This is a genomic window from Pacificibacter maritimus (assembly GCF_003814915.1).
Lineage (GTDB): Bacteria > Pseudomonadota > Alphaproteobacteria > Rhodobacterales > Rhodobacteraceae > Celeribacter > Celeribacter maritimus.
Genome location: NZ_RKQK01000001.1, coordinates 632893 through 656964, shown reverse-complemented (window position 1 = coordinate 656964; position 24072 = coordinate 632893). Strand labels below are relative to the sequence as shown.

Annotated in this window: 14 protein-coding genes and 1 tRNA gene; 11 read left to right on the top strand and 4 right to left on the bottom strand. The window is 51.3% G+C overall.

What is annotated here, in order from left to right; all coding sequences use genetic code 11:
* Window positions 1–38 precede the first annotated feature (38 nt).
* The 5 genes from EDD53_RS03020 to EDD53_RS03000 are packed head-to-tail and all read left to right on the top strand — an operon-like array spanning window position 39 to window position 4319.
* Complete coding sequence (locus tag EDD53_RS03020; protein ID WP_123791706.1) at window positions 39–863, top strand: ABC transporter ATP-binding protein; 825 nt, start codon at window positions 39–41, stop codon at window positions 861–863.
* A complete protein-coding gene (locus EDD53_RS03015) occupies window positions 860–1564 on the top strand; it encodes an ABC transporter ATP-binding protein (protein ID WP_123791705.1) in 705 nt (234 codons plus the stop codon). The genes EDD53_RS03020 and EDD53_RS03015 overlap by 4 nt, the downstream gene beginning before the upstream one ends.
* A 3-nt stretch (window positions 1565–1567) precedes the next feature.
* The gene (locus tag EDD53_RS03010) at window positions 1568–1987 is read left to right on the top strand and encodes a hypothetical protein (RefSeq protein WP_123791704.1); all 420 of its coding nucleotides are present in this window, start codon (window positions 1568–1570) and stop codon (window positions 1985–1987) included.
* A complete protein-coding gene (locus tag EDD53_RS03005) occupies window positions 1987–2997 on the top strand; it encodes a branched-chain amino acid ABC transporter permease (protein WP_123791703.1) in 1011 nt (336 codons plus the stop codon). The genes EDD53_RS03010 and EDD53_RS03005 overlap by 1 nt, the downstream gene beginning before the upstream one ends.
* Window positions 2994–4319: a branched-chain amino acid ABC transporter permease gene (locus EDD53_RS03000; RefSeq protein WP_170162666.1), complete on the top strand. Its 1326-nt coding sequence runs from the start codon at window positions 2994–2996 to the stop codon at window positions 4317–4319. The genes EDD53_RS03005 and EDD53_RS03000 overlap by 4 nt, the downstream gene beginning before the upstream one ends.
* 155 nt (window positions 4320–4474) lie before the next feature.
* Here the strand turns inward: EDD53_RS03000 and EDD53_RS02995 are convergent, their stop codons facing one another.
* The 4 genes from EDD53_RS02995 to ypfJ form a co-directional block, all read right to left on the bottom strand.
* On the bottom strand, window positions 4475–6265 hold the full coding sequence (locus EDD53_RS02995; RefSeq protein ID WP_123791702.1) for a Hint domain-containing protein: 1791 nt from the start codon (window positions 6263–6265) through the stop codon (window positions 4475–4477).
* 509 nt (window positions 6266–6774) lie between these two features.
* On the bottom strand, window positions 6775–14562 hold the full coding sequence (locus EDD53_RS14900) for a cadherin-like domain-containing protein (RefSeq protein ID WP_123791701.1): 7788 nt from the start codon (window positions 14560–14562) through the stop codon (window positions 6775–6777).
* 936 nt (window positions 14563–15498) lie between these two features.
* Window positions 15499–15585, bottom strand: a tRNA-Leu gene (locus EDD53_RS02985).
* 167 nt (window positions 15586–15752) lie between these two features.
* A complete protein-coding gene (gene ypfJ, locus EDD53_RS02980) occupies window positions 15753–16631 on the bottom strand; it encodes a KPN_02809 family neutral zinc metallopeptidase (RefSeq protein ID WP_123791700.1) in 879 nt (292 codons plus the stop codon).
* Between the two features lie 139 nt (window positions 16632–16770).
* Here ypfJ and EDD53_RS02975 point away from each other — a divergent pair, with 139 nt between their 5' ends.
* The 6 genes from EDD53_RS02975 (at window position 16771) to gluQRS (ending at window position 24067) form a co-directional block, all read left to right on the top strand.
* Window positions 16771–17349: a YqaA family protein gene (locus EDD53_RS02975; RefSeq protein WP_123791699.1), complete on the top strand. Its 579-nt coding sequence runs from the start codon at window positions 16771–16773 to the stop codon at window positions 17347–17349.
* Window positions 17346–17819, top strand: coding sequence for a disulfide bond formation protein B (locus EDD53_RS02970; RefSeq protein WP_342772282.1), 474 nt, complete (start codon window positions 17346–17348; stop codon window positions 17817–17819). The genes EDD53_RS02975 and EDD53_RS02970 overlap by 4 nt, the downstream gene beginning before the upstream one ends.
* A 122-nt stretch (window positions 17820–17941) precedes the next feature.
* Window positions 17942–20719, top strand: a complete 2778-nt coding sequence (gyrA, locus tag EDD53_RS02965; RefSeq protein ID WP_123791698.1) for a DNA gyrase subunit A — start codon at window positions 17942–17944, stop codon at window positions 20717–20719.
* 195 nt (window positions 20720–20914) lie between these two features.
* Window positions 20915–21793: a porin family protein gene (locus tag EDD53_RS02960; protein ID WP_123791697.1), complete on the top strand. Its 879-nt coding sequence runs from the start codon at window positions 20915–20917 to the stop codon at window positions 21791–21793.
* A gap of 88 nt (window positions 21794–21881) precedes the next feature.
* The gene (gene trmFO, locus EDD53_RS02955; protein WP_123791696.1) at window positions 21882–23225 is read left to right on the top strand and encodes a methylenetetrahydrofolate--tRNA-(uracil(54)-C(5))-methyltransferase (FADH(2)-oxidizing) TrmFO; all 1344 of its coding nucleotides are present in this window, start codon (window positions 21882–21884) and stop codon (window positions 23223–23225) included.
* Window positions 23225–24067: a tRNA glutamyl-Q(34) synthetase GluQRS gene (gene gluQRS, locus EDD53_RS02950; protein WP_123791695.1), complete on the top strand. Its 843-nt coding sequence runs from the start codon at window positions 23225–23227 to the stop codon at window positions 24065–24067. The genes trmFO and gluQRS overlap by 1 nt, the downstream gene beginning before the upstream one ends.
* Window positions 24068–24072: the final 5 nt, after the last annotated feature.

Sequence of the window (24072 nt, the reverse complement as noted above, 5' to 3'; positions counted from 1 at the left end):
CAAAGGTCGACTTTGGACAATTCTAAGGGGATATACACATGATCGAAGTGCGTGATCTACACATGCATTTCGGCGGTTTTCGCGCAGTCGATGGGGCATCGCTTTCCATCGAAAAAGGATCCATTACGGGCCTTATCGGACCAAATGGTGCGGGAAAAACGTCGCTTTTCAACTGTATCGCGGGTGTTTTGACACCTACGAGCGGCAAAATCATCTTTGATGGCGAAGATATTACAGGGCTCAAGCCGCATCAAATGTTCCACAAAGGTATTTTGCGCACCTTTCAGATCGCGCATGAATTCCCGACAATGACTGTGCGCGAAAACCTGATGATGGTGCCTGCAAACCAATCAGGTGAAACCCTGTGGAATGCTTGGTTTAAACGGGGTCAAATCGCAATCGAAGAAGCTGCCTTGCGCAAAAAGGCCGATGAAGTTCTAGAATTTTTGACGATTTCGCACATTGCTGACGAAAAAGCTGGCAATATTTCAGGCGGTCAGAAAAAACTGGTCGAACTGGGTCGCACCATGATGGTCGACGCGAAAATCGTGTTTTTGGATGAAGTGGGCGCGGGCGTAAACCGCACGCTGCTCTACACGATTGCTGATGCGATCAAACGCTTGAACGTCGAGCGCGGATACACATTTTGCATGATCGAACACGACATGGAATTTATCAAAATGCTTTGTGATCCTGTCATCGTTATGGCCGCAGGTCAGGTGATGGCCACGGGATCGGCACAAGATATTATGCAAAACGAACAGGTGATCGAAGCCTACCTTGGCACGGGCATCAAAAACAAAGAGGCCACCGAAGGCCTGACCAAAGACGCCATCCCCGCGTCATCGGAGGGCACATCATGAGCTACCTAAGTGCCACACATATGACAGGCGGCTACGGCGGCGCTGACATTTTGCACGATTGCGAACTTTCGGTTGAAAAAGGCGAAATCGCTGTGATTGTCGGCCCAAATGGCGCTGGCAAATCCACTGCGATGAAAGCCGTCTTTGGCATGCTGAACATCCACACTGGGTCTGTCGTGCTCGACGGCGAAGACATCACAGGTCTAACGCCGCAAGATCGCGTGTATAAAGGTATGGGGTTTGTGCCCCAGACCAACAATATTTTCCCCACCATGAGCGTGGAAGAAAACCTAGAAATGGGCGCTTTTATTCGCACAGATGATTTCAAACAAACGCTGGAACAGGTCTATGAAATCTTTCCTGCGGTCTATGAAAAACGTCATCAGAATGCGGGTGAATTGTCGGGCGGACAACGGCAACAGGTGGCTGTAAGCCGCGCTTTGATGACCCAGCCGAAACTTTTGATGCTGGATGAACCGACAGCGGGTGTATCGCCCATCGTGATGGATGAACTGTTTGACCGCATTATCGAAGTGGCAAAAACAGGTATCGCTGTCTTGATGGTGGAACAAAACGCACGCCAAGCACTTGATATTGCTGATAAAGGCTATGTTTTAGTGCAGGGCACGAATGCCTATACCGATACAGGTGCCGCGCTTTTGGCCGATCCTGAAGTGCGTCGCACATTCTTGGGGGGCTAGGATATGCACAAGTATATCGTGCCCAGCCTGATCGCCACCGCAAGCACAGCAGGCGTCTTGGGCTATGTTTATTTTGCCAATCAGGCGAACCGCAAAAATGAAACGCCAAATGCATTCAACTGCCAAGCAGACCTGAAATGCGAAAACAGCGCAGACAATTGCACAGCCTTTGGTGCGCCTTTGACCTTTCGTCGTGGCGATGATTTTGACGGCGTTATGCAATTTGATTTTGGCCCGAACTTGACGGGCAAAGTCACAGGCGTTGCGGGTCAATTGTCAGGCGAATTCGCGCAAAATGACGGAACGACACTGGACCTTGAAATCTACTACGAGGGGGATTTCACCTTGATGAAACGGACACCCGATATCGGGGGTAAAACCAAAGAGACCTATTATCAAGGCTCATGTGAGAGGGTGAATTGATGGATATTCTCAACGCCTTAGTGGCTTTTACGAACTTTGTGATTGTTCCCGGCACCGCATATGGCGCGCAGCTTGCGCTTGGCGCACTTGGGGTCACATTGATCTACGGAATCTTGCGCTTTTCCAACTTTGCCCATGGCGACACCATGGCCTTTGGAACGATGTTTGTGGTTTTGATCACAGCCGCAATGAAATCAATAGGCATCAGCTTTGGGCCCCTTCCCACCGCCCTACTCGCTTTGCCTTTTGCGATCCTTTGTACAATGGCATTGGTGCTGATCACCGACCGTGCCGTGTACCGCTTTTACCGCAAGGTGAAAGCAGCGCCTGTTATGTTAGTGATCGTCTCTATGGGCGTGATGTTTGTGATGAATGGCGCTGTGCGTATGATTGTCGGCACAGATGACCGCCGCTTTGCCGATGGCGAACGCTTTTTGATCACCGCACGCGATTTCAAAACTATGACAGGCCTATCCGAAGGCTTGGCGATCCGCACCACGCAGGTGATCACAGTTGTGACCGCGGTTGTGGTTGTGGCTGCCTTGTTTTGGTTCTTGAACAAAACCCGTACTGGCAAATCCATGCGCGCCTATTCGGACAACGAAGATCTGGCGCTTTTGTCAGGCATCAATCCTGAACGTGTTGTGACGGTGACTTGGTTGATCGTCGCCGCTTTGGCCACGATTGCAGGCACACTCTATGGGTTAGATAAGTCGTTTAAGCCCTTCATCTATATGCAGCTTTTGCTGCCGATCTTTGCCTCTGCCATCGTTGGTGGGCTTGGGTCGCCTTTGGGGGCCATCGCAGGTGGTTTTGTCATCGCCTTTTCCGAAGTCACGCTGACCTATGCCTTTAAAAAGGTCATCACTTATCTCGGTCCAGACGGTTGGGCACCCGATGGTTTGGTGCAGCTTTTGTCAACCGATTACAAATTTGCTGTATCTTTCGCGATTTTGATCATCGTCTTGTTGTTCAAACCCACAGGTCTGTTTAAGGGGAAATCAGTATGAGCCAGTCTCACGTTGCACAAACTGCACCCAATCGCGCGCCGCTGTATTTTGGCATGATGGCCGTGCTTATTATTGCGGTTGGATTTTTGCAGTCTTGGAACTCTGCCCTGTTCATTTTGAACATGGGGTTGATTTCCGCGATCATGGCGCTTGGCGTCAATCTACAATGGGGTTTCGCAGGCCTGTTTAACGTTGGTGTTATGGGCTTTGTGGCGCTTGGCGGTCTGGCTGTTGTGCTGATTTCGACCTCACCCGTTGGCGAAGCATGGCAAGCGGGCGGCCTACGCGTGCTCTTCGGTCTTGCCATTGGTGTGGCTACGATTGTTGGCGGCATTGTCTTTTGGGCGATGCTGAGGGGCAACAAATACCGCGCTTTGTTTATCGCGGCTTGGTTGATTGCAGGTTTCTTTATTTTCCGCGCAGTCTTTGACCCTGCTGTTGCAGCCATCGAGGCTGTGAACCCCGCAATTTCAGGGAACTTGGGTGGCCTTGGACTGCCTGTTCTGATCGCTTGGCCTGTTGGCGGATTGTTTGCTGCGGGTGCGGCTTGGCTGGTGGCCAAAACCGCGCTTGGCTTGCGCTCTGACTATTTGGCGATCGCGACACTCGGCATTGCTGAAATCATCATTGCTGTATTGAAGAACGAAGATTGGTTAGGGCGCGGCGTTAAAAATGTCATCGGCCTTCCCCGTCCCGTGCCCTATGAAATTGATTTGCAGCAAAGCGAATGGTTCATTGGGCTGATGCAATCCATCGGCGCAAACCCTGTCACAGCGTCAAGTATTTTCGTGAAACTGTGCTATGCGGGGCTGTTCTTTGCTGTGATCATTATCTTGATCACTGCCATGCAATTGGCGCTGAATTCCCCTTGGGGCCGCATGATGCGCGCCATCCGTGACAATGAAGTGTCATCAGAAGCCATGGGCAAAAACGTAACAGGGCGCCACTTGCAAATCTTCGTCTTGGGCGCTGCGATCTGTGGTTTGGCTGGTGCGATGATGACGACGCTGGACGGTCAGTTAACACCCTCAAGTTATCAGCCGTTGCGCTTTACCTTTTTGGTATGGGTGATGGTTATCGTTGGTGGCTCTGGCAACAACTGGGGTGCTGTTTTGGGAGGCCTGTTCATCTGGTTCCTCTGGGTTGAAGTCGAACCTATCGGTCGATTTATCGCAGAGGTAATCACATCTGGCATGGCAGACACGAGCGCTTTGAAAGCCGTGATTTTGGAACGCACTGTCTATGTACGCCCCTTGACCATGGGCTTGGTGCTTTTGTTCGTGCTACGATTTAACCCACGCGGACTATTGCCCGAGCGTTAAAGCGATAAACAACACAAGAAAAATTAAGGCGCAGTCTTTCGCAAGGCTGCGCCTTTTTCATGCGTGACTGCTTACGGCACGAGGGGTAAGTTGCGTGGCGCCATAAAAAAGACGCCCCGAAGGGCGCCTTTCAAACGATCAAATCTGGTGACAGCTTAGCTGGCCCACAACAAACGTGTTTCATGTCTTTTCAATGACTTACGTGCAGATGCGTAATTGGTGAGACCCGCCTGTGTCTTGAGTTCAGGAAAGAGCGTGTAGACCTCTTCGCGCTGTGCTGATTTCAAACTGTTCATGGATGCATTTCCTGGCTGGAATGTCTCAGTCCATGTCCCGTTTGACAAAACCACTTCGTGGTTTTCACATAAAAAGTGCAAATAGGATGTCTCAGCAGGTTGAACTTGCGTGATCCCAGGCAAGTCGACCAAATGAATAGCAGGTGCCAGCACTTCACGTTCATCAAAATACAACATCGCGCGGTCTGAGGTCAGCAAAATTCGATGCTGCGGTGACACCATCAAATCGCGATCAGGTAATCCGTTGCCCAAAGCGCCCTTTTGAATGAAAACAGGCGCGAGTGATTTTTGCTGCGCGATATCTTTTGCCGTCAGGTCTTTGCGACCCACCCATTGGATTTCTTGCACACCATTGTCGCGGGTGAAGATTTTATCACCCACAGACAGAGTTTCGGCAGCCACCTCACCTTGTGGCGTGGCAATGGCTGTATTTGGTGTGAAGCAAATGACAAATTCTTCGATATCGGTGTAGTTGATCGTGGCAGTTTGGCCGTTGCCCTCATTAAAAAATGTGAACTGTCCCGAGAACCCGTTGCCATCGTCATCTGGGTTTTGAGTTTGCGCCGAAATCCGATATCCGTTGTCGATAAACCACGACAGATCCAGCGTGTCTTGGTCTGTCGCATCGCCATCACCGCCGCCATCAACGGTGGTATTGTTCGGATTGGTTGTATTGCCGATGGAATTGACAACAATTGTATCGGCCCCATCACCACCTGACAAAACGTCATTTTCGCCGCCGCCATAGAGGGTATCCTCCCCTGCGCCGCCGAACAGTTGGTCGTAACCATCCCCCGCTGTCAGCGTGTCATTTCCCGCTTCGCCGTAGATGATATCGTTGCCAGATCCGCCGTCGATCACATCATCGCCAGGCACCAAGGGGGTTTCAATGACGTCCTCAATAAGATCGCCATTCATGGTAAACCCAGACGGCGAAGATCGCGTGGTCAGGGTAAAAGTGATAGAGGTCTGATTTTCAAACTGAGCAGAGAACCACGCATCCTGATCGCTGGGGCTATTGGCCTCTGTACCGCTGGCTGTGACGGTTGATCCGTCATTTTGAATATTCAAAGACGTTCCGTCTTGCGTGCCAAAGCTTGAAAACGACCCCGCATCCAATGAAACTGCTTCGAAATCATTGCTGCCATTGGCATCGAGATCGTTGAAAGTGGCGGTCGAATTCAGGGCAACAGGTTGACCTGTCGCTGGATCAAAAAATTCCATGCGGAATGTCGCGGTTTCCCCGCGATCAAATGAGGTCCGTCCGATGCCGCTGTTCAAAAGAATTTCTGATCCGTTGCCACCGCTCATGTCGATGTTCAAGAATGGATCAGAGGTCTCTACAAGCACGATACGCGCTGAGATTTGAGTGCCATCTTCAAGCTGAGCGACGTTTCTATAGACCGCTACATCGCCAGGGCGCGCATTGTTGTTCAGCAATGAACTATCGGAAACCAGATTTGCGCTGGACAAAGACAAAGGCGTTGCATCTAGCCCTGCCCCCTCAAGGTTATTTCCAGCGTCACCGTAAATGGTGTCATTGCCGGCGTTCCCATTGATAACATCATCACCACCACGGCCCGTTATGGTATCATCGCCATTTGTGCCATTTAGGACATTGTTGTCGTTGTCACCGCTGATATCGGCCATAAAGCAAATCCCCAAACTTCGGATAGGTTGACTAATTTATAAATGCAAAGCGAGCGCGATACTTTTTAGACGTAAACTTATCGCATTCCGCACATGTTGAGATAACTGTATCAAACTTACTCTTTTTCAACACAGGGAGTTCCGTTTCATTATTCCCCGTCGGCATTTTTTCGCTGCACTGCCGCATTTTTAAGACCTTTATGGCAGATAGTTACAGTCGAATTTCGCTTAAGCATCAGATATTTAATATTAATTTTTGATATCAAGAAAAGCGTAAAGGATTGTTTAAATTATCAGCCATTAGCAGAAAAAAAATACAGCCGCTTCAAAAAGTGAAACGACTGTATCTTATTTTGAGCATTGTATCAAAAGTGGAAACGCCCCTGATCCAAAAGCGAAAACTCAGTGGATCAAAGAATCAGGGACGCTGCCCCACACCATCAGATGGCGCGAAGCCCGAATGCCCTGCCCTCCCAGAGCATTCGGTTAGGAAGCGATACTGATCTGGTCTATGAAACCAGCAGCTCTGCTTCATGTTTACGAAGCACACGACGCGCTGTTGCGTAATGGCCGCGTCCTGACTGTTCACGCAGTTCAGGGAAGAGCGCAAAGATTTCTTCGCGTTGTTCTTCTCCGATACCAGCCAGTGTAAAGTCGCCAGGCTGGAAGCTCTCAGACCATGTGCCATCGCTCAGGATGACTTCGTGGTGATCGAACATCACGTGGATATATGTCACACTGGTCGCATCCACCAACTCAACACCATCCATTTTGGTCAAGTGTTTCGCTGCCACAAGCACTTCGTGGTCATCAAAGTAGAGCGCTGCTTTGTCAGAAGACACCAACATGCGGTGGTTTGGAGACACCATCATATCGCGTTCAGGCAGACCATTGCCCAAGGCACCTTGACTGATCATGACAGGACGCAGCTCAGGGCGCAGCATCAACTCAGCAGGAGACAGTGATTTTTTCCCAATCCAGCGGATTGATTGCAAACCATTGTCACGCGTGATCACTTTGTCGCCCACTTTCATGGTGGCGACATCGACTTCACCTTTTGGTGTCGCGATCATCGTGCCTGGAGTGAAACATGGGATGACATTCTCGATTTCTGTGAATTCGAGCGTGCCAGTCATATTTCCAGAAGCGTCATAGTAAGTGACGGTTCCATCAAACCCGTTGCCGTTGGAATCTGGGTTGGTGAATTCGATGTCGAACGATCCGTCTTCAACTGTAGAACCAGTTAAATCCAAGACATCGTAGTCATCACCCGCAGATCCACCATCAATGGTCATGAATGATGGGTTAGCTACCGTGCCAGGCGCGTTGTTGATATCAAATGTATCACGCCCCGCGCCGCCCATGATGTCAGCGCCATCAGCACCATTGGTGACAGTGACAAAGTCATCGCCATCGCCCATGTCCACAGTAGCGTTTTCACCGCGAATAGTCGCCGTATCATCGCCCGTGCCAGCATCTGCGATATCATTGGTGCCAACAAAGAGCGTATCGTCGCCCTCGCCTGCATCCAAGGTGTCAACAAAGTCATCATTGTCGGACACAAGCGTGTCATTGCCATGACCGCCGATCAAGATATCTGTGCCGTCACCGCCTGAGATGAAGTCGTCATCCAGACCACCATCGATGTAGTCATCCCCCGCATCGCCGTAAAGCGTATCCGCGTCATCACCGCCATAGATGGTGTCGTTACCGCCACCGCCACGGACATAGTCCATGTCGTTTTCAGGCACTGGATCGGTCTCATCACCTTCGTTGGTGTGGTTCATCACGCCATCAACGTCACCTGCATAGATGATGTCATCGCCAGAGCCACCAAAGATGCGATCAGACCCGTGACCACCTGTGATGGTGTCATTGCCAGAGCCGCCGTAGACTTCGTCGTCGTCAATGCCAGCGTCGATGATATCATCGCCTTGGTCACCGTAAACGATATCCGCGTCATCGCCTGTAAAGATTGTATCGTTGCCAGACCCACCGTGGACTTCGTCTTTGCCGTCTTCGGTGTTTTGGTCATTCGGGAACGGGTACAAGCCGTTAGGCAGGTTGGGATCATCACCGACATAGTCAGAGAAGGTGTTGTTGCCCGCATCGATGTAATCATCGCCCGCGCCACCTTCGATGTAATCCGCACCTTGAACATCGATGATCGTATCGTTGCCCGCGCCACCGTAAACAGTATCGTTATCGATGCCTGCATAGATGGTGTCGTTGCCAAGTCCACCGTAGATCGTATCATCATCATCGCCAGTGATGATCGTATCGTCGCCATCACCGCCATCAACGAAATCGATGTCATTGTTTGGATCGGTGTCTTCCAATGCATCGTAAGGCAAGCCATCAGGTAGCGGCGTGTCATCTAGGGCTGCATCGCCAAGCAGGCTTGGATCGGCTGCGAGTTCATCGAATGTGTTCGGGCCAGAGTTTGGTCCAGAAACATCAATGTAATCGTTGCCATCTTCACCGTAGACAGTGTCAGACCCTTCTTCGTCAACGATGTCATCATCGCCAAGGCCGCCGTAGACAATATCATCGCCAGCACCTGCACGGATGATGTCGTCATTGGGGCCTTCGCCTGCAATGATTTCATCATTGTTGTCGACCATGTCGCCTTCGGGGTCGTCAGTGTAGGCCAGATCGATGATGTCATCACCCGCTGTACCAGAGACGATGCCATCGAGTGGAGAAGCCTCAACAGTGACAAGTACTTCACCTTCATCTGTGCCGCCGTTGCCGTCGGATACAGTGTAAGTGATCGTCGCTTCGCCTTCAAAACCGTCAGCGGCTGTGAACACCAGCTCGTTTCCAACGATTTCAACAGTCCCTTGATCAACTGGAACAGTCGCAGATGCGATGGTCAACGTATCGCCATCTACATCTGTGTCATTGTCCAGAACATCGATGGTGACTTCACCTTCGAACGGTACTGTCGCGGTGTCATCCACGGCCACAGGATCGTCATTTACAGGTGTCACGTTCACAACCGCAGTGCCTGGCGTCTCATTGCCGTCTGGGTCTTTGGCTGTGTATGTGATGGTCGCTTCGCCGTTGAAGTCGTCAGCTGGTGTAAACACGAGCTTGCCGTCAACGATTTCCACGGTGCCTTGATCGGCTGGAACAGTGGCAGAACCGATGGTCAAAGGCTGACCGTCTGGGTCTGTGTCATTGTCCAGCACGTCGATGGTGACAGCTGTGTCCTCATCAGTTGTGGCAGTGTCGTCTTCGGTGATTGGCGCGTCTTCGACAGGTGTCACGTTGATCGTGTGAACGCCCGTATCAGTACCGCCGTTGCCGTCAGAGATTTCGTAGCTAATCGTCGCTTCGCCATTGAAATTTGCAGCAGGCGTGAAGGTCACTGTACCATCGCCATTGTCCACAAGCGTGCCTTGATCGGCAGGGACAGTCGCGTTGATCACTTCCAATGTATCGCCATCAGGATCAGTGTCATTGCCGAGCAAATCAACAGTGATAGATGTGTCTTCATCGGTTGTGTCAGCGTCATCGTTGGCCTCTGGCGCATCATTGACAGCGCCGACTGAGACGATCGCTTGGCCTGCGTCTTCGCCACCTTGGCCGTCGACAACTGTGTAGTCGATGGTCACAGGGCCGTTGTAATCAGGCGCAGGTGTGAAGGTCACAGTGCCGTCGCCATTGTCGACAACTTCACCAAGTGCAGGATCAACAGAAACAGTGCCGATGGTCAAAGGATCGCCATCAACGTCTGTGTCATTGCCGATCAGATCGATCACGACAGACTGGTCCTCATCAGTGGTTTCGATATCGTCCACGGCCACAGGATCGTCGTTCACAGGTGTGACATTGACTGTGTGGGTCGCAGAAGATGTGCCACCATTTCCGTCTGTGACAGAGTAGGAAATTGTCGCTTCACCGTTGAAGTTTTCCGCAGGCGTGAAGGTCACTGTACCATCGCCATTGTCCACAAGCGTGCCTTGGTCGGCAGGGACAGAGGCGCCAGTGACAGTCAGTGTATCACCGTCAGGATCAGTGTCGTTACCGATCAGATCAACAGTGATAGAGACGTCTTCGTCTGTTGTGTCTTCGTCATCATTGGCTGTTGGACCGTCGTTGACGGAGCCTACGTTTACAATGGCTTGACCTGCGTCTTCACCGCCATTTCCGTCCACAACAGTGTAGTCGATGGTGACTGGACCGTAGTAGTTTTCCGCAGGTGTAAAGGTCGCTGTGCCATCGCCATTGTCGACAACTTCGCCAAACGCTGGATCAACAGAAACAGTGCCGATGGTCAAAGGATCGCCATCAACATCAGTGTCATTGCCGATCAGATCAATAACCACAGCCGTGTCTTCGTCTGTTTCAAAGGCGTCATCAACTGCCACAGGATCGTCGTTCACAGGGGTTACATTGACTGTCACAGTCGCAGTATCTGTGCCGCCGTTTCCGTCTTCGATCGCGTAAGAAATCGTCGCTTCGCCGTTGAAATCATCGGCTGGTGTGAACACCAATTCGTTGTCAACGATTTCGACAGTGCCTTGTTCCGCAGGCACAGTTGCGCCTGTGATGGTGAGCGTGTCGCCATCCACATCGGTGTCATTGTCAAGCACATCGATGGTGACAGCTGTGTCCTCATCCGTTGTGATCTCATCGTTCACAGCGTCAGGCGCATCGTTCACAGGGGTCACGTCAACATTGACTGTGCCTGTGTCTGTGCCGCCATTGCCGTCATCAACAGTGTAGGTGATTTCAGCTGGGCCATTGTAGTTTTCAGCTGGTGTAAACACGAGCTTGCCGTCAACGATTTCGACCGTACCTTGATCTGCTGGAACGGTTGCAGAAGCGATGGTCAATGCATCGCCATTTGCATCTGTGTCGTTGTCCAAAACATCGATCACAACTGAGCCATCTTCCAGAACAGTTGCAGTATCGTCGTTTGCGACAGGACCTGTATTTTCAGGCAAGATCAGGTTTTCGATTTCCGTGAAGGACATCGTGCCTGTGACATTGCCTTCGTTATCAAGGAATTCAACCGTACCAGATGTCGAGTCGCCATCTTCGTCGGTTGTTTCATCCACGATGCGCAAAGGACCAGAGTTTGACAAGTCGAGTGTATCGTTGTCATCGCCTGTTGTGCCACCATCGACCACATCACCCGCATTACCGCCGATGATTGTATCCGCACCTGAGCCGCCGTAGATGCTATCCGCGCCGTCGCCGCCAGTGATCGTGTCGTTACCGCCTTCGCCGTAGAGCGTGTCGTCGCCCTCATCGCCCAAGATGATATCATTGCCACCTTCGTCGTTTGGTGCGCGATCAACTGGAGTGATGTTGAAATCATCTGCGTTGAAGTCGCCAAAGACAAAGCCAGTGTTTGTAGCCCCTGCGGTCACGGTGAATGTGATCTCGCTGGTGTTTTCAAAGGTAACACCAAACTCCGCATCAGGATCATCTGCATTGTTGGTTTCTGTTCCGGTTGCCGAAACAGATGTGCCATCATTTTGAACGGTCAATGATGAACCAGGACGTGTGCCGTAGCCCGTGATGTCGTCCAGATCGAATTCAGCCACTTCGCCTGCATTGCGCAGATCGATGTCACCGATAGACAGACCTGAGTTGATCGCGACTGGTTCACCCGTTGCTGGATCGAAGAACTCCAGACGGAATGTCGCTGTATCGCCGTTTGAACCAGCATCGTTGTTGCCGTTGAGCAAGATGGCATGGCCGTTGCTGCTGCCCGCAACTGGCGTCAAGTCAACATTCAAGCTGGAGTCTGATGTTTCAACCAGAACAAGGCGTGCAGAGATCGACGTGCCGTCGTCTAATGTTGCGACATCATCATAAATGATGCTGTCCCCAGTGTCGCTGCCTGTACGCACGTTACCGATCGCGAGATCAATACCCGTTGCATCCGTGCCCGATGTCTCATCCCCAGTGATGCCCAAGTTATCGCCGTTATCACCATAGATAACGTCATCACCTGTGCCACCCATTAGGATGTCATCGCCAAATCCGTTTGAACCACCCGTACCAGCGCCGCTATTCGGGTCTAGAATAGGTGTCGCTTCGATATCGCCAACACCGATCCAACCAAGTTGAGTAGAGGTGTCGTTGCCCGCTTCGTGGATGATTTCCAAGGACGCAATAGGACCTGAGATCGTGACTTGGACGTTGTCCGGATTGTTCGGGTCCAAACGGAAGGTGGTGTTGTTGTCGTTCCCGTCAATGGAGTTGCCGCTTACATCGACTCCGCCGCTGGTCACATTTCCACCTGAGAATGTCACAGGGACTTGGTTGCCATCGGCATCGAGGGCGATAATGGTCACCTTATCGTCCCAGCCACTGCCTTGGTTCACGTCATAGATGGTAAAGCTAACGTCACTTACGAGTGTATCAAACTCAAGGTCGAGCGTATTGCTGGATCCGCCAACTTCAGGGCCAGAGTAAAAGACGTTGTCTGGTGTCGCCTTGCCGTAAGTGGAGCTTGAGGTGGTCTTGATGAAACCGTTCAGCGAAACATCTGTTGTCACCACGCCATCTTCGGACACAATCTTTCCGCCAGACATGTCTGAGATGTCGAAAGTGGTGGGGTCACCCGCGACAGCTGTCGCGCCTTGGCCAGTGTCGCCGTAGATGATGTCATCGCCCGCACCGCCGAGGATGGTGTCATCGCCAACTTCGCCGCCAGCACTGCCTTCGATCACTTCGTAGACAGTCGCATCGTAGTAAACGTCTGTGACATTGATGCCAGAGGTGTTTGCGCCATCTTGCGTGTGCTCGATCACAACGCGGGCAACTGGGCCAGGAATGTCGACCAAGATAGAGTAGTTGCCAGAGGTGTCGTCTTCGTAGCCACCTTTACTGTCTGCTGTATCAACACCGAATTGACCATCAGTGTCGAGCAGGGTCAGTTTGTAACCACCTGTCATATCGACGTTGATTTGATTGCCGTCTGCGTCGAATGCCGTAACTTTTACAACGCCGTCGCCGTCGATGTCGTTGACGCGGAAAGACACATCTGACACGGGATCAGAGAACCCAAGTTCATACGTGCCTTTGTCGCTCACAGAGCTGAGTTCAGAATCCATCGAACTGTGCGCATCTGCACCTGAGCCATCGGTATCGATGCTGTGTACTTTTTGCGTGTCGGTTGAGAACTCAGTCTGGGTAGCCCCGGTTGTGCTGTATGAGAATGTTACATCCACATTGCCAGTGTCTTGCGTAAAGCCGTTCAACTGGCCTTCGTCAGAGACCCCCGCGAGATCCCATTCAAAGCTTTCACGCACGGTTTCGCCCGTTGGAACGCGCGTAGAGCCCGTGCCGCCATCGCCAACAAGAAAATCGTTGCCAGCGCCGCCGTCGATGTAATCATCGCCCGCTTGGCCGTAAACTTCATCATCGCCTTCGCCAGACAGAACTGTGTCGTTCCCTGCGCCTGCAACAACAATATCGTCATCGCCCACTTCGCCCTCAAGCAAAGCGTCACCTGCATCGATCATGTCGCCATCAGGATCGCCTGTGTAGGCCGTGTCGATCAGATCATCGCCGTCCGTGCCTTCGACGATACCTTCGCCACCACCAACATTCACAACATCGGTGTTGAAAATCGCGACATAGCCAATTTGACCGTCAAAGTAGTGATCATAGACGCCATCATCTTTTTCACGCGCGCCGAATGTAAAGTTTTCATCGTCATTATCGCCGATATCCATCGACAAGCCTGTGCTGTCGAAGTCTTCGCTATATGAGGTGCCGTCTGTGATGTTCTCAACCACGAATGAACCTGTGCCAGATTCATCCCATGAATATGCTACGCGTACATCGTCGCCTGCAGAGAAAAAGCCATTGCCTGTGGAGAGAGAAAGCTGTTCACCTGATGCGTGGAATACAGTAACTGCGCCGTGTTCTGTAACGGAGATGTTGAAGTGACCTTCGGTCGATCTGTCAGCATATTCACCGCGCGACACAAGCGTATCGGGTGAAGTCCCAACATGGTTATCTTGGTTGAACTGCAACATGACAGTGCCTTGGCCGATTTCAAACGGCACATCATTGGCAGCTGTGCCCGCAGTATCGAAATGACCGTTACCATTCAGACGTAAGGCATTCCCAGATGCCGTTGCATCGCCAACAAAATGTCCGTTTTGTGCAATACCGTCAGCCAGACCAGTGTCCGCTGTTGTCGCGCCTGTGCTAAAGTCCCACAAACCGATCAGATTTTGCGCTGCGGGATCACTAAATTGTGCCCCTGATGTTTCGGTTGTTGGGCTTGTATGGGACGAACCCCAGTTCCACCAATATGTCATTTACTCTCTCCTACAAAAACACATCCGGACAAACCCGAACATCGCCCACAAGGGCGCTGAGTAGCCAAAGCAGCCACACACGAGGTGAATTGAAAGCAAATCTGACGGAGCAATACCTACTCCCATCCGCAAAACGGATTACACATGTCACTCAGTAGCAGCGGGAATGAGCAGATCATCCCTCTCCACACGAACACGCATATCAGACAATCTGCTTAAAGATTATCCAAGTGCGCGGCCGCCCCCGTGGCCGAATTTAGAATGCCCCCCAGTGGGCAAGGCCTTTCTACGACCAAAGTTTCGGTGAGCAATAGCCATTTTTTCACCTTCGGTTAAATTCCCAAGCTCAAATCAACTCTGACATTCATGAATTTTTAACTATACAACCTATGGGTGCAGGGTAACCTTACGTAAACAAATCATCTTTAAGTTGAATCAAAAAATAATTTAACGCTTAGATTCAATACCTTATCAGCATTTCAAAATCGGAAAAACTGGACATAATTCGCCCATAAGGCACCCTAAATCTGGGCGCATTGGAGATCTTTCCTATACTAAATTTATTTTTGCCATTCTCTTGCCCCCTTTTCAGATCGACCTGACACAATCAAACCAAAGTCAAATTACTAAACCCAAGATGGAAACAGTCCTTAGGTCAACAAGCCCAAAAATTGATTCGAATCGGGCACTCAGGTGACCACTTTAAGGCGATTAGGCGAATCGAAGCCGTTGTTTGGGTGCCAATTGTGGCGACCTAAGTCCCGTTTCGTCGCTGGGCGTATTGCTGCATACTGCCAAGCGTCCGACCAACTATCTTCCTGTCGTGCACCACGTGCAGCAAGCAGTGGCCACAGGCATCAGACGGCATCGCAAAAGCTGAAAATGAAAAACGCCCGAAAGTGATGAACACTTCGGACGTTTTTTCAATAAATGAATTGGTACCCGCGGGCGGACTCGAACCGCCAAGCCTGTTACAGCGGGGGATTTTGAATCCCCTGTGTCTACCAATTCCACCACGCGGGCAGATGAAGCATTGTGTCGTTACGACCGTTTGCTTCGTCGTGTGCAGGGATTTAGCGAAGCGCGCGCAGGTCCACAAGAGGGATATGACAGTTCTTTTAAAAAAAATGTCATTTTCTTTTGGTCACGCCTGCTCGGTCCTTATTTTATTGGGGTTTGCGATGCATGCCTTACAAACGGCTTGCAGAAAACGTATCGCATTGGCGTAGATCGCCCGTGTCATAGCCAATTTTGAACCAATTTTGCCGTTGTTTCGATGTGCCGTGGGTAAAGGTATGAGGTTGCGGCACGCGTCCTGCATTCTTTTGCAGAGTGTCATCGCCGATTTGCTTGGCCGCATTCAACGCCTCTGCGAGATCGCCGCGTTCTAGACTATCGAAGCGCGCATCGGCAGCGCGCGCCCAAATGCCCGAATAGCAATCTGCCTGAAGTTCAATGCGTACAGAAATGGCATTGGCCTCGTTAACAGAGGATTGCGCCCGCACTCGGTTGGCTTGCCCTAAGATGCCCAATTCGTTTTGAACGTGATGCGCGACCTCATGGGCCACAACATAGGCAGCAGCAAAATCACCCCCTGCCCCCAGTTGGCGTTCCATCGTGGTGAAAAACGCTGTGTCGAGATAGACCTTGCGATCTGCGGGGCAATAAAATGGTCCCGTCGCGCCAGAAGCCCCGCCACAAGGGCTTTGCGTGACATCTTTATATAGGACAAGGATGGGCGCAGAATATTCCGCTCCGACTTGAGTTTGAAAGAGATCCGTCCAGATGTCTTCAGTGTCAGCCAAGGTTACAGAAACAAATTGCGCGGCTTTTTCATCTGCGGCGGTGATCTCAGTGCTTTGGCGCGATGATCCCACCTGACTTGTGCCCGCGACCTCATTCAACAAAGGCGTGACATCAATCCCAAGCGCATAGCCGATGATCAACACGGCAATCAAACCAACCCCACCGATGGCTTTGCCGCCCGAGGCCCGACCTGAACGCGCTCCTGTGCTGCGCCCTCTGCGATCTTCGATATTGCGCGAACCGCGCCTGCCTTGCCATTTCATAGTCAGCCCCTTGATGGTGATTTATTTCACATTAGCGTGCGCTTATTCGGTAACAAGGTGAAAAGCTGCAATCGAACCTTGACCCTAAGCTTGCAATGCGGCCAAAAGAATAAAAACAACAAGAGTGGGATATGGGCGAATGTTGAAACGACTTTACGATTGGACTTTGTCCATGGCGCAACATCCACGCGCGCTTTGGGCCTTGGCTTTTGTTGCCTTTATCGAAAGTTCGGTCTTTCCCATTCCCCCTGATATCTTGATGATCCCTTTGATCATTGCACGCCCACGCGCGGCGTTTAAAATTGCTTTGGTTGCCACGGTGGCCTCGGTTTTGGGCGGCATGTTGGGCTATTTCATTGGCTATGGCGCTTTCGAGACCATCGGCAAGCCAGTGTTGGAATTCTACGGCAAAGACGCCTATTTCGACGAATTTGCAGTGAAATATAACGAATGGGGCGCATGGGCTGTTTTGATCGCTGGCGTGACACCCTTTCCTTATAAGGTCATCACCATCCTGTCGGGGGCAACATCTTTGTCTTTGCCAGTCTTTATACTCGCGTCTGTTGTGGCGCGCGCCTTGCGCTTTTTCATCGTGGCCGCTTTGCTGTGGAAATTCGGTGCGCCGATCCGTGACTTTATTGAAAAACGCCTTGGCTTGGTCTTTATCGCCTTTGTGGTGATCTTGCTGGGCGGCTTCTATGCGGTGAAATTCCTATGAAACAGATGACACGTACACAGCTTGTAACCATGGCCGCAGGCGGATCTTTGGCGCTTTTACTGGGCGCATTCCTATTTCAAGCTTTGGGCTATGCGCCCTGTAAAATGTGCCTATGGCAACGTTGGCCCCATGCCGCAGCCATCGCGCTTGGCGCGGCCTATATGGGCGTGCAAACACGGGTATTATGTTGGCTTGGTGCGGGGGCTACAGCCATCACATCGGCTTTGGGCGCCTATCATACAGGCGTTGAACGCAAATGGTGGCAAGGCCCAACATCTTGCACAGGCGGAGGTGACGGTCTTTTGGGCTTAACAGGCGGTGATTTATTGCCTGGCTCTGCGGTCGATGCGATTGTCATGTGCGATGCGGTCACGTGGCAATTTTTAGGCCTGTCTATGGCCAGCTATAACTTCATCTTCTCAGCGGTTTTAATGGTAATTTGGGTGATTGCGGCGCGCAAAGCCGCCTAAAGGCGTTGTCAAGCGGCGCATATCGCCCCTGAGAGGGCAATGAGCCATTGCGCCCTATATGCTGTCGGGGTAGACTGTAGGTCAACGATATATAGACCTCATAACAACCACAGGCGGACATCGTGAGCGACACTCCAGAAACTCCTGAATCCGAAGACGAAACACCGCGCGAGCCAATGTTTCATGACGGGCCAAGCATCTCTATCACATCTGAGATGAAAAGCTCCTATCTTGATTACGCTATGAGCGTGATCGTGAGCCGTGCGATCCCTGATTTACGCGATGGTTTGAAACCTGTACACCGTCGTATCCTATTTGCGATGCATGAAGCTGGCAACACTCACGATAAATCCTACCGCAAATCAGCCCGTGCAGTCGGCGATACTATGGGTAAATATCACCCCCATGGTGACACTGCTATTTATGACGCCTTGGTGCGTATGGCGCAGGATTTTTCGATGTCCCTGCCCTTGCTTGATGGCCAAGGTAACTTTGGCTCTATGGATGGCGATTCCGCAGCTGCGATGCGCTATACTGAAGTGCGCATGGACAAAACCGCGGCCTATCTTTTGGCCGATATCGACAAAGATACAGTCGATTTTACGCTCAACTATGATGGTAAAGACAAAGAACCTACAGTTTTGCCCGCCCGTTATCCCAATATGTTGGTGAACGGCGCTGGGGGTATTGCTGTGGGTATGGCCACAAATATTCCGCCGCATAACTTGGGCGAAGTCATTGATGCAACGCTGGAAATGATCGACAATCCCGATATTTCTATGGAACGCTTGATGGAAATCGTGCCTGGCCCTGATTTTCCAACGGGCGGTTTGATGCTGGGGCGTTCTGGCGCACGCAAAGCCTATCTTGAGGGCCGCGGCTCTGTGATCATTCGTGCGAAAACCCGTGTCGAAGAGATCCGCAAAGACCGCTACGCGATTGTTGTCGATGAAATTCCCTATCAGGTGAATAAATCCACGATGATCGAAAAAATCGCCGAATTGGTGCGCGACAAACGCGTCGAAGGCATTGCCCACGTGCAAGACGAGTCCGATCGTATCGGTGTGCGGGTTGTGATCGAACTCAAACGCGACGCGACGCCAGAAGTTGTGCTCAACCAATTGTTCCGCTTCACGCCGCTTCAGACATACTTTGGCTGTAACATGTTGGCGCTGAACGGTGGTCGTCCAGAGCAATTGACTCTACGCGATTTCTTGACCAACTTCATTTCGTTCCGCGAAGAAGTCGTCGCACGCCGCACCGCCTTTGAACTGCGCAAAGCGCGTGATCGCGCCCATATTTTATGTGGCTTGGCTGTGGCTGTTACCAACGTTGACGAAGTCGTTGCCACCATTCGCGCCTCGGCAGATGCCGCAGAAGCGCGGGCTAAATTGATGACCCGTCGCTGGCCTGCCCAAGACATCGCGCCTTATATTGCGCTTGTGGATGACCCCGCGCATACAATGAACGAAGACGGCACATATAATCTGTCTGAAACCCAAGCGCGCGCCATTTTGGAATTGCGTTTGCAGCGTTTGACACAGATCGGCGTCAAAGAAGTCACCGACGAATTGCAAGAACTTGCGGGCAAGATCAAAGATTACCTTGAAATCTTGGCATCACGCGAACGCATCATGGCGATCATTTCCAACGAGCTGTCCGAGGTGAAATCACTGTTTGCAGTCGACCGCCGCACTGAGATCGTGGATTGGTCAGGCGATGCGACAGATGAAGATCTGATCGAAAAAGAAGATATGGTTGTGACCATCACGTCTTCTGGCTGGGCAAAACGCACGCCTTTGGCCGATTACCGCGCGCAAAAACGTGGCGGGAAAGGCCTGTCTGGCATGTCCACCAAAGACGAAGACGTGATCACCACGCTCTTTGTGGCCAATACGCATACGCAGCTGTTGTTCTTCACCGATGATGGCATGGCCTATAAGTTGAAAACATGGCGCCTGCCCCTTGGTGGTCGCACAGCCAAAGGCAAACCGATCGTCAATATTCTGCCAATCCCAACGGGTGTCGGAATCGCTGCGATTATGCCTGTGGACCGTGATGAAGTGGAATGGGATGACCTACAGGTTATTTTTGCCACCTCAAAAGGCTCTGTGCGGCGCAACCGTCTATCAGATTTCACCAATGTCAAAGCCAACGGCAAGATTGCGATGAAGTTCGAAGGCGAAGATGAAGGCACTCGCCTGATCAACGCCCGCATTTGTGATGAAAACGATGACGTCATGCTTGTGACCTCATCTGGCCGTGCGATCCGTTTCCCTGTGACAGATGTGCGCGTGTTCAACTCGCGTGCGTCACTCGGGGTGCGCGGCATCAAAATGACCGATGATGAAGTTGTCTCCATGTCAGTGTTGCGCCATTTTGAGGCCGAAGCATCAGAGCGCACGGCATACCTGAAAATGCGCCGCGCTCAAGCTGGGGCTGATGAGGTGGAAAACACCGAGGACGACGAAGAGGCCGTTGAAGGATCTATCACGCAAGAGCGTTTCGAAGAAATGAAAGCCGCTGAAGAATTGCTGGTGACCATTTCCGCGGGCGGCACGGGCAAACTGTCATCGAGCCACGATTACCCTGTTCGGGGCCGTGGTGGCATGGGCGTGACCGCGATGGACAAAGCCATGCGTGGTGGGCCGCTTGTCGCGTCTTTCCCTGTGAGCTTGGATGATCAAATCATGCTGGCTACATCAAAAGGCCAGTCTATTCGTTGCCCTGTTCAAGGCATTTCCTTCCGCTCACGCTCTGCTGGTGGTGTGAAGGTTTTCAACACAGGTAAAGGCGAAGAAGTGGTGTCAGTTGCCTATATCGCGGAAAGCGATGAGGAGGAGTCAACACTGGACGCGGCGCCAGAAACACCTGAAACGCCACAGACACCTGAAACATAGGACTTCACATTTTTGTGATTAAAAACGGGGGCTTAGCGGTCCCCGTTTTTGTTTGTTTTAGACTGATGTCAGTTTGTTGCATTGTAGCAACGTAAAGAAAATGGATCGTAACAACCAAACTCGAAACTGCTGTTTGCTCTAGCACTCACCGCCAAACTCACTAGATGAACGCACATAGTTATTGGAGACTACGTTATGAAAAATATCGCAATCGCACTTACAAGCTTGGCCGCAATTTCAGCAGCGCCAGCTTTTGCAGAAACAACATACCTTTCATTCGATTTGGGCTACTCCGAATTGTCTGAAGGCGGTGAAACACTTGAAACTTTGTCAGGCGCTGCAGCGTTCGAAGGCAAAACAGGTAAATTCACATACGGCGCAGAATTGGCTGGCACAGAGATCAAAATCGGTGGCGACGAAGCTAACGTTTCAGAAATCTCAGCAATCCTCGGCTACGACATCACACCTGCAATCACAGCATTTGTTGGCGCGAGCTCAGTAGAATTCGACACAGAAGAAGCAACATACTACACAGCTGGTGCTGAATACGCTTTCGGCGATTTCACAGTTGGTGCTGCTTACATCACAACTGAAGTTGACGACATCGACACAGATGGCGGTCAAGCTTACGTTGACTACGACACAGCCGCACTTGACGCATACTTCGGCGTTGCTTTCGCTGAAGACGAAGATGAAATCTACTTCGCAGGTTTGTCACGCGACGTTGACACATATGAAGTTGACTTCGACACAATCATTGTTGAAGACCTAAACGTCTACACATTGTCTGGCTCTTACAACGTACGTGAAAACATCCGTGTAAACGCGTCTGTTGATTACTTTGACATTGACGGCGAGGATCTTACACAAGCAAGCATCGGCGCTGGTTACATGGTTGCAGACGATATCTGGGTTGATGCGTCATACAACACACTCGAAATCGACGGTGAAAATGTTGACGGCTTCGGCTTGGCTGTTTCCTTCGAAACTGGCGACCGTGGCTTGCGTGCCTCTGAGCGCGTGATGACAGCATACGACGTATTGGCAGCTGTACCTGTATTTGGCGGCCGCTAAGCTCTACGCTTTTTAAGACAACAAAAAGGGCTGCCTTGTGCGGCCCTTTTTGCTTTTCTATGCCCAGTGATCGCGCTACATCTGCGCCATGACACAAGTTTTACACATCGTTGGCGGCGGAATGGCCGGATCAGAGGCAGCATGGCAAGCTGCCAATTTGGGCGTACAAGTGGTTATCCACGAAATGCGGCCCAAGGTAGAAACCTTTGCGCACCAAACTGGCAATCTGGCAGAAATGGTGTGTTCCAATTCATTTCGTTCAGACGACAGCGAACAAAATGCCGTTGGGCTTTTGCATTGGGAAATGCGTGCCGCAAATGGCCTGATCATGGCTGCGGCTGAAAAACACCGCCTGCCCGCTGGTGGCGCTTTGGCTGTTGACCGCGATGCCTTTGCAGAATTTGTCACGCAAGAAATCAACGCCCATCCAAATATCAGCATTGAATACGGCGAGGTGAATGAAATTCCATCTGAGGGCATGTGGATTTTCGCCACTGGCCCCCTGACCTCGCCCAAGCTTGGTGAAGCGATTGCTGCTGAAACTGGCGCTGATCGTTTGGCATTTTTCGATGCCATCGCGCCGATTATCTACCACGACAGCATCAATATGGATGTGGCTTGGATGCAATCGCGCTATGATAAGGGCGAGACCGAGGAAGAACAAAAAGCCTATCTCAACTGCCCAATGACCAAAGACCAATATGAGGCCTTTATTGATGCGCTTTTGGCCGCCGATAAGACCGAATTCCACGAGGGCGAAACGGCAGGGTATTTCGACGGTTGCTTGCCCATCGAAGTGATGGCCGAACGGGGGCGTGAAACCCTGCGCTTTGGGCCGATGAAACCTGTTGGGCTCACCAATGCCAACGACCCTGAAAACAAGCCCTACGCCGTTGTGCAACTGCGCCGCGATAACAAACTTGGTACGCTGTACAACATCGTCGGCTTTCAAACCAAAATGAAATACGGCGCGCAGGCCGAAGTGTTCAAAATGATCCCTGGCCTTGAAGATGCGAAATTTGCGCGTCTGGGCGGTATTCATCGCAACACGTTTTTGAACTCACCCACATTACTTGACGACCAGATGCGTTTGAAATCAAAGCCAAATGTGCGATTTGCCGGACAGGTTACAGGTGTCGAGGGATATGTTGAATCCGCCGCGATGGGATTGCTTGCGGGGCGTTTGGCTGCGCATGAAATATTGGGCACCCCCATTGAATCGCCGAATGGCACCACCGCCATGGGCGCATTGATCCATCACATCACAGGCGGTGCAGAGGCCAAAACATTCCAGCCGATGAATGTAAATTTTGGTCTGTTCCCGCCAGTTGAAGGGCTGAAAGGTGGACGTCGCGGGCGTAAAGATCGCTATAGGGCCTATACAGATCGCGCCAAAGAAACATTTAATCAATGGCTTGAAGGGCAAAGCTAATGTCAATCGTGACCCGATTTGCGCCCAGCCCCACGGGGCCGCTGCATCTCGGGCACGCCTATTCTGCGTTGATCGCCCATGACATGGCACGCAAACACGGCGGACAGTTTCTGCTGCGGTTCGAAGACACAGACCTAGAACGATCTAAGCCCGAATATATTGCGCAGATCCTTGATGATTTAACTTGGATCGGCATCACTTGGGATGGTGATCCTTTGTTTCAGTCAGCGCATTTAGACGTTTACAATCAAGAGCTTGATAGGCTTATTTCACGCGACTTAACCTATCCCTGTCGCTGTTCACGCAAAGATATTGCTGCCGCTTCAGCTGCGCCGCAAGAAGGCGTGCCGCACCATCTTTATCCACAAACCTGCAAGCATCGTCTGATGTCAGATCGGCAGGCTGGCGATGCAATTCGCCTGCATATGGATCGTGCTTGTGTCGCACTTGATGGCGAAATGCTCAGTTATTGTGAATTGGGAAACATCAATAAAGGCACTTACTATATTGATTTTGATACACTTTTGCGCGACGTGGGGGATATCGTCATCGGACGAAAAGACATTCAAACCGCGGCCTATTTTATGGCGTCAGCCATCGACGACATTCGCCAAGGGATCACCCATGTGGTGCGCGGCGTCGATCTGTTTGAATTCACTCAAGTGCAAGTTTTACTCTTGCACCTTCTGGGTCATAAGGCACCGCTTTATCATCACCACGGGTTGATACGTGATGAGTCAGGCAAACGTTTGGCCAAACGCGATGATGCCCGCGCCATTTCCAAATACCGTAGCGAAGGCGCAAGCGTAAATGATATCAAAGAGATGGTTGGCGTTCTTTAAGTTGT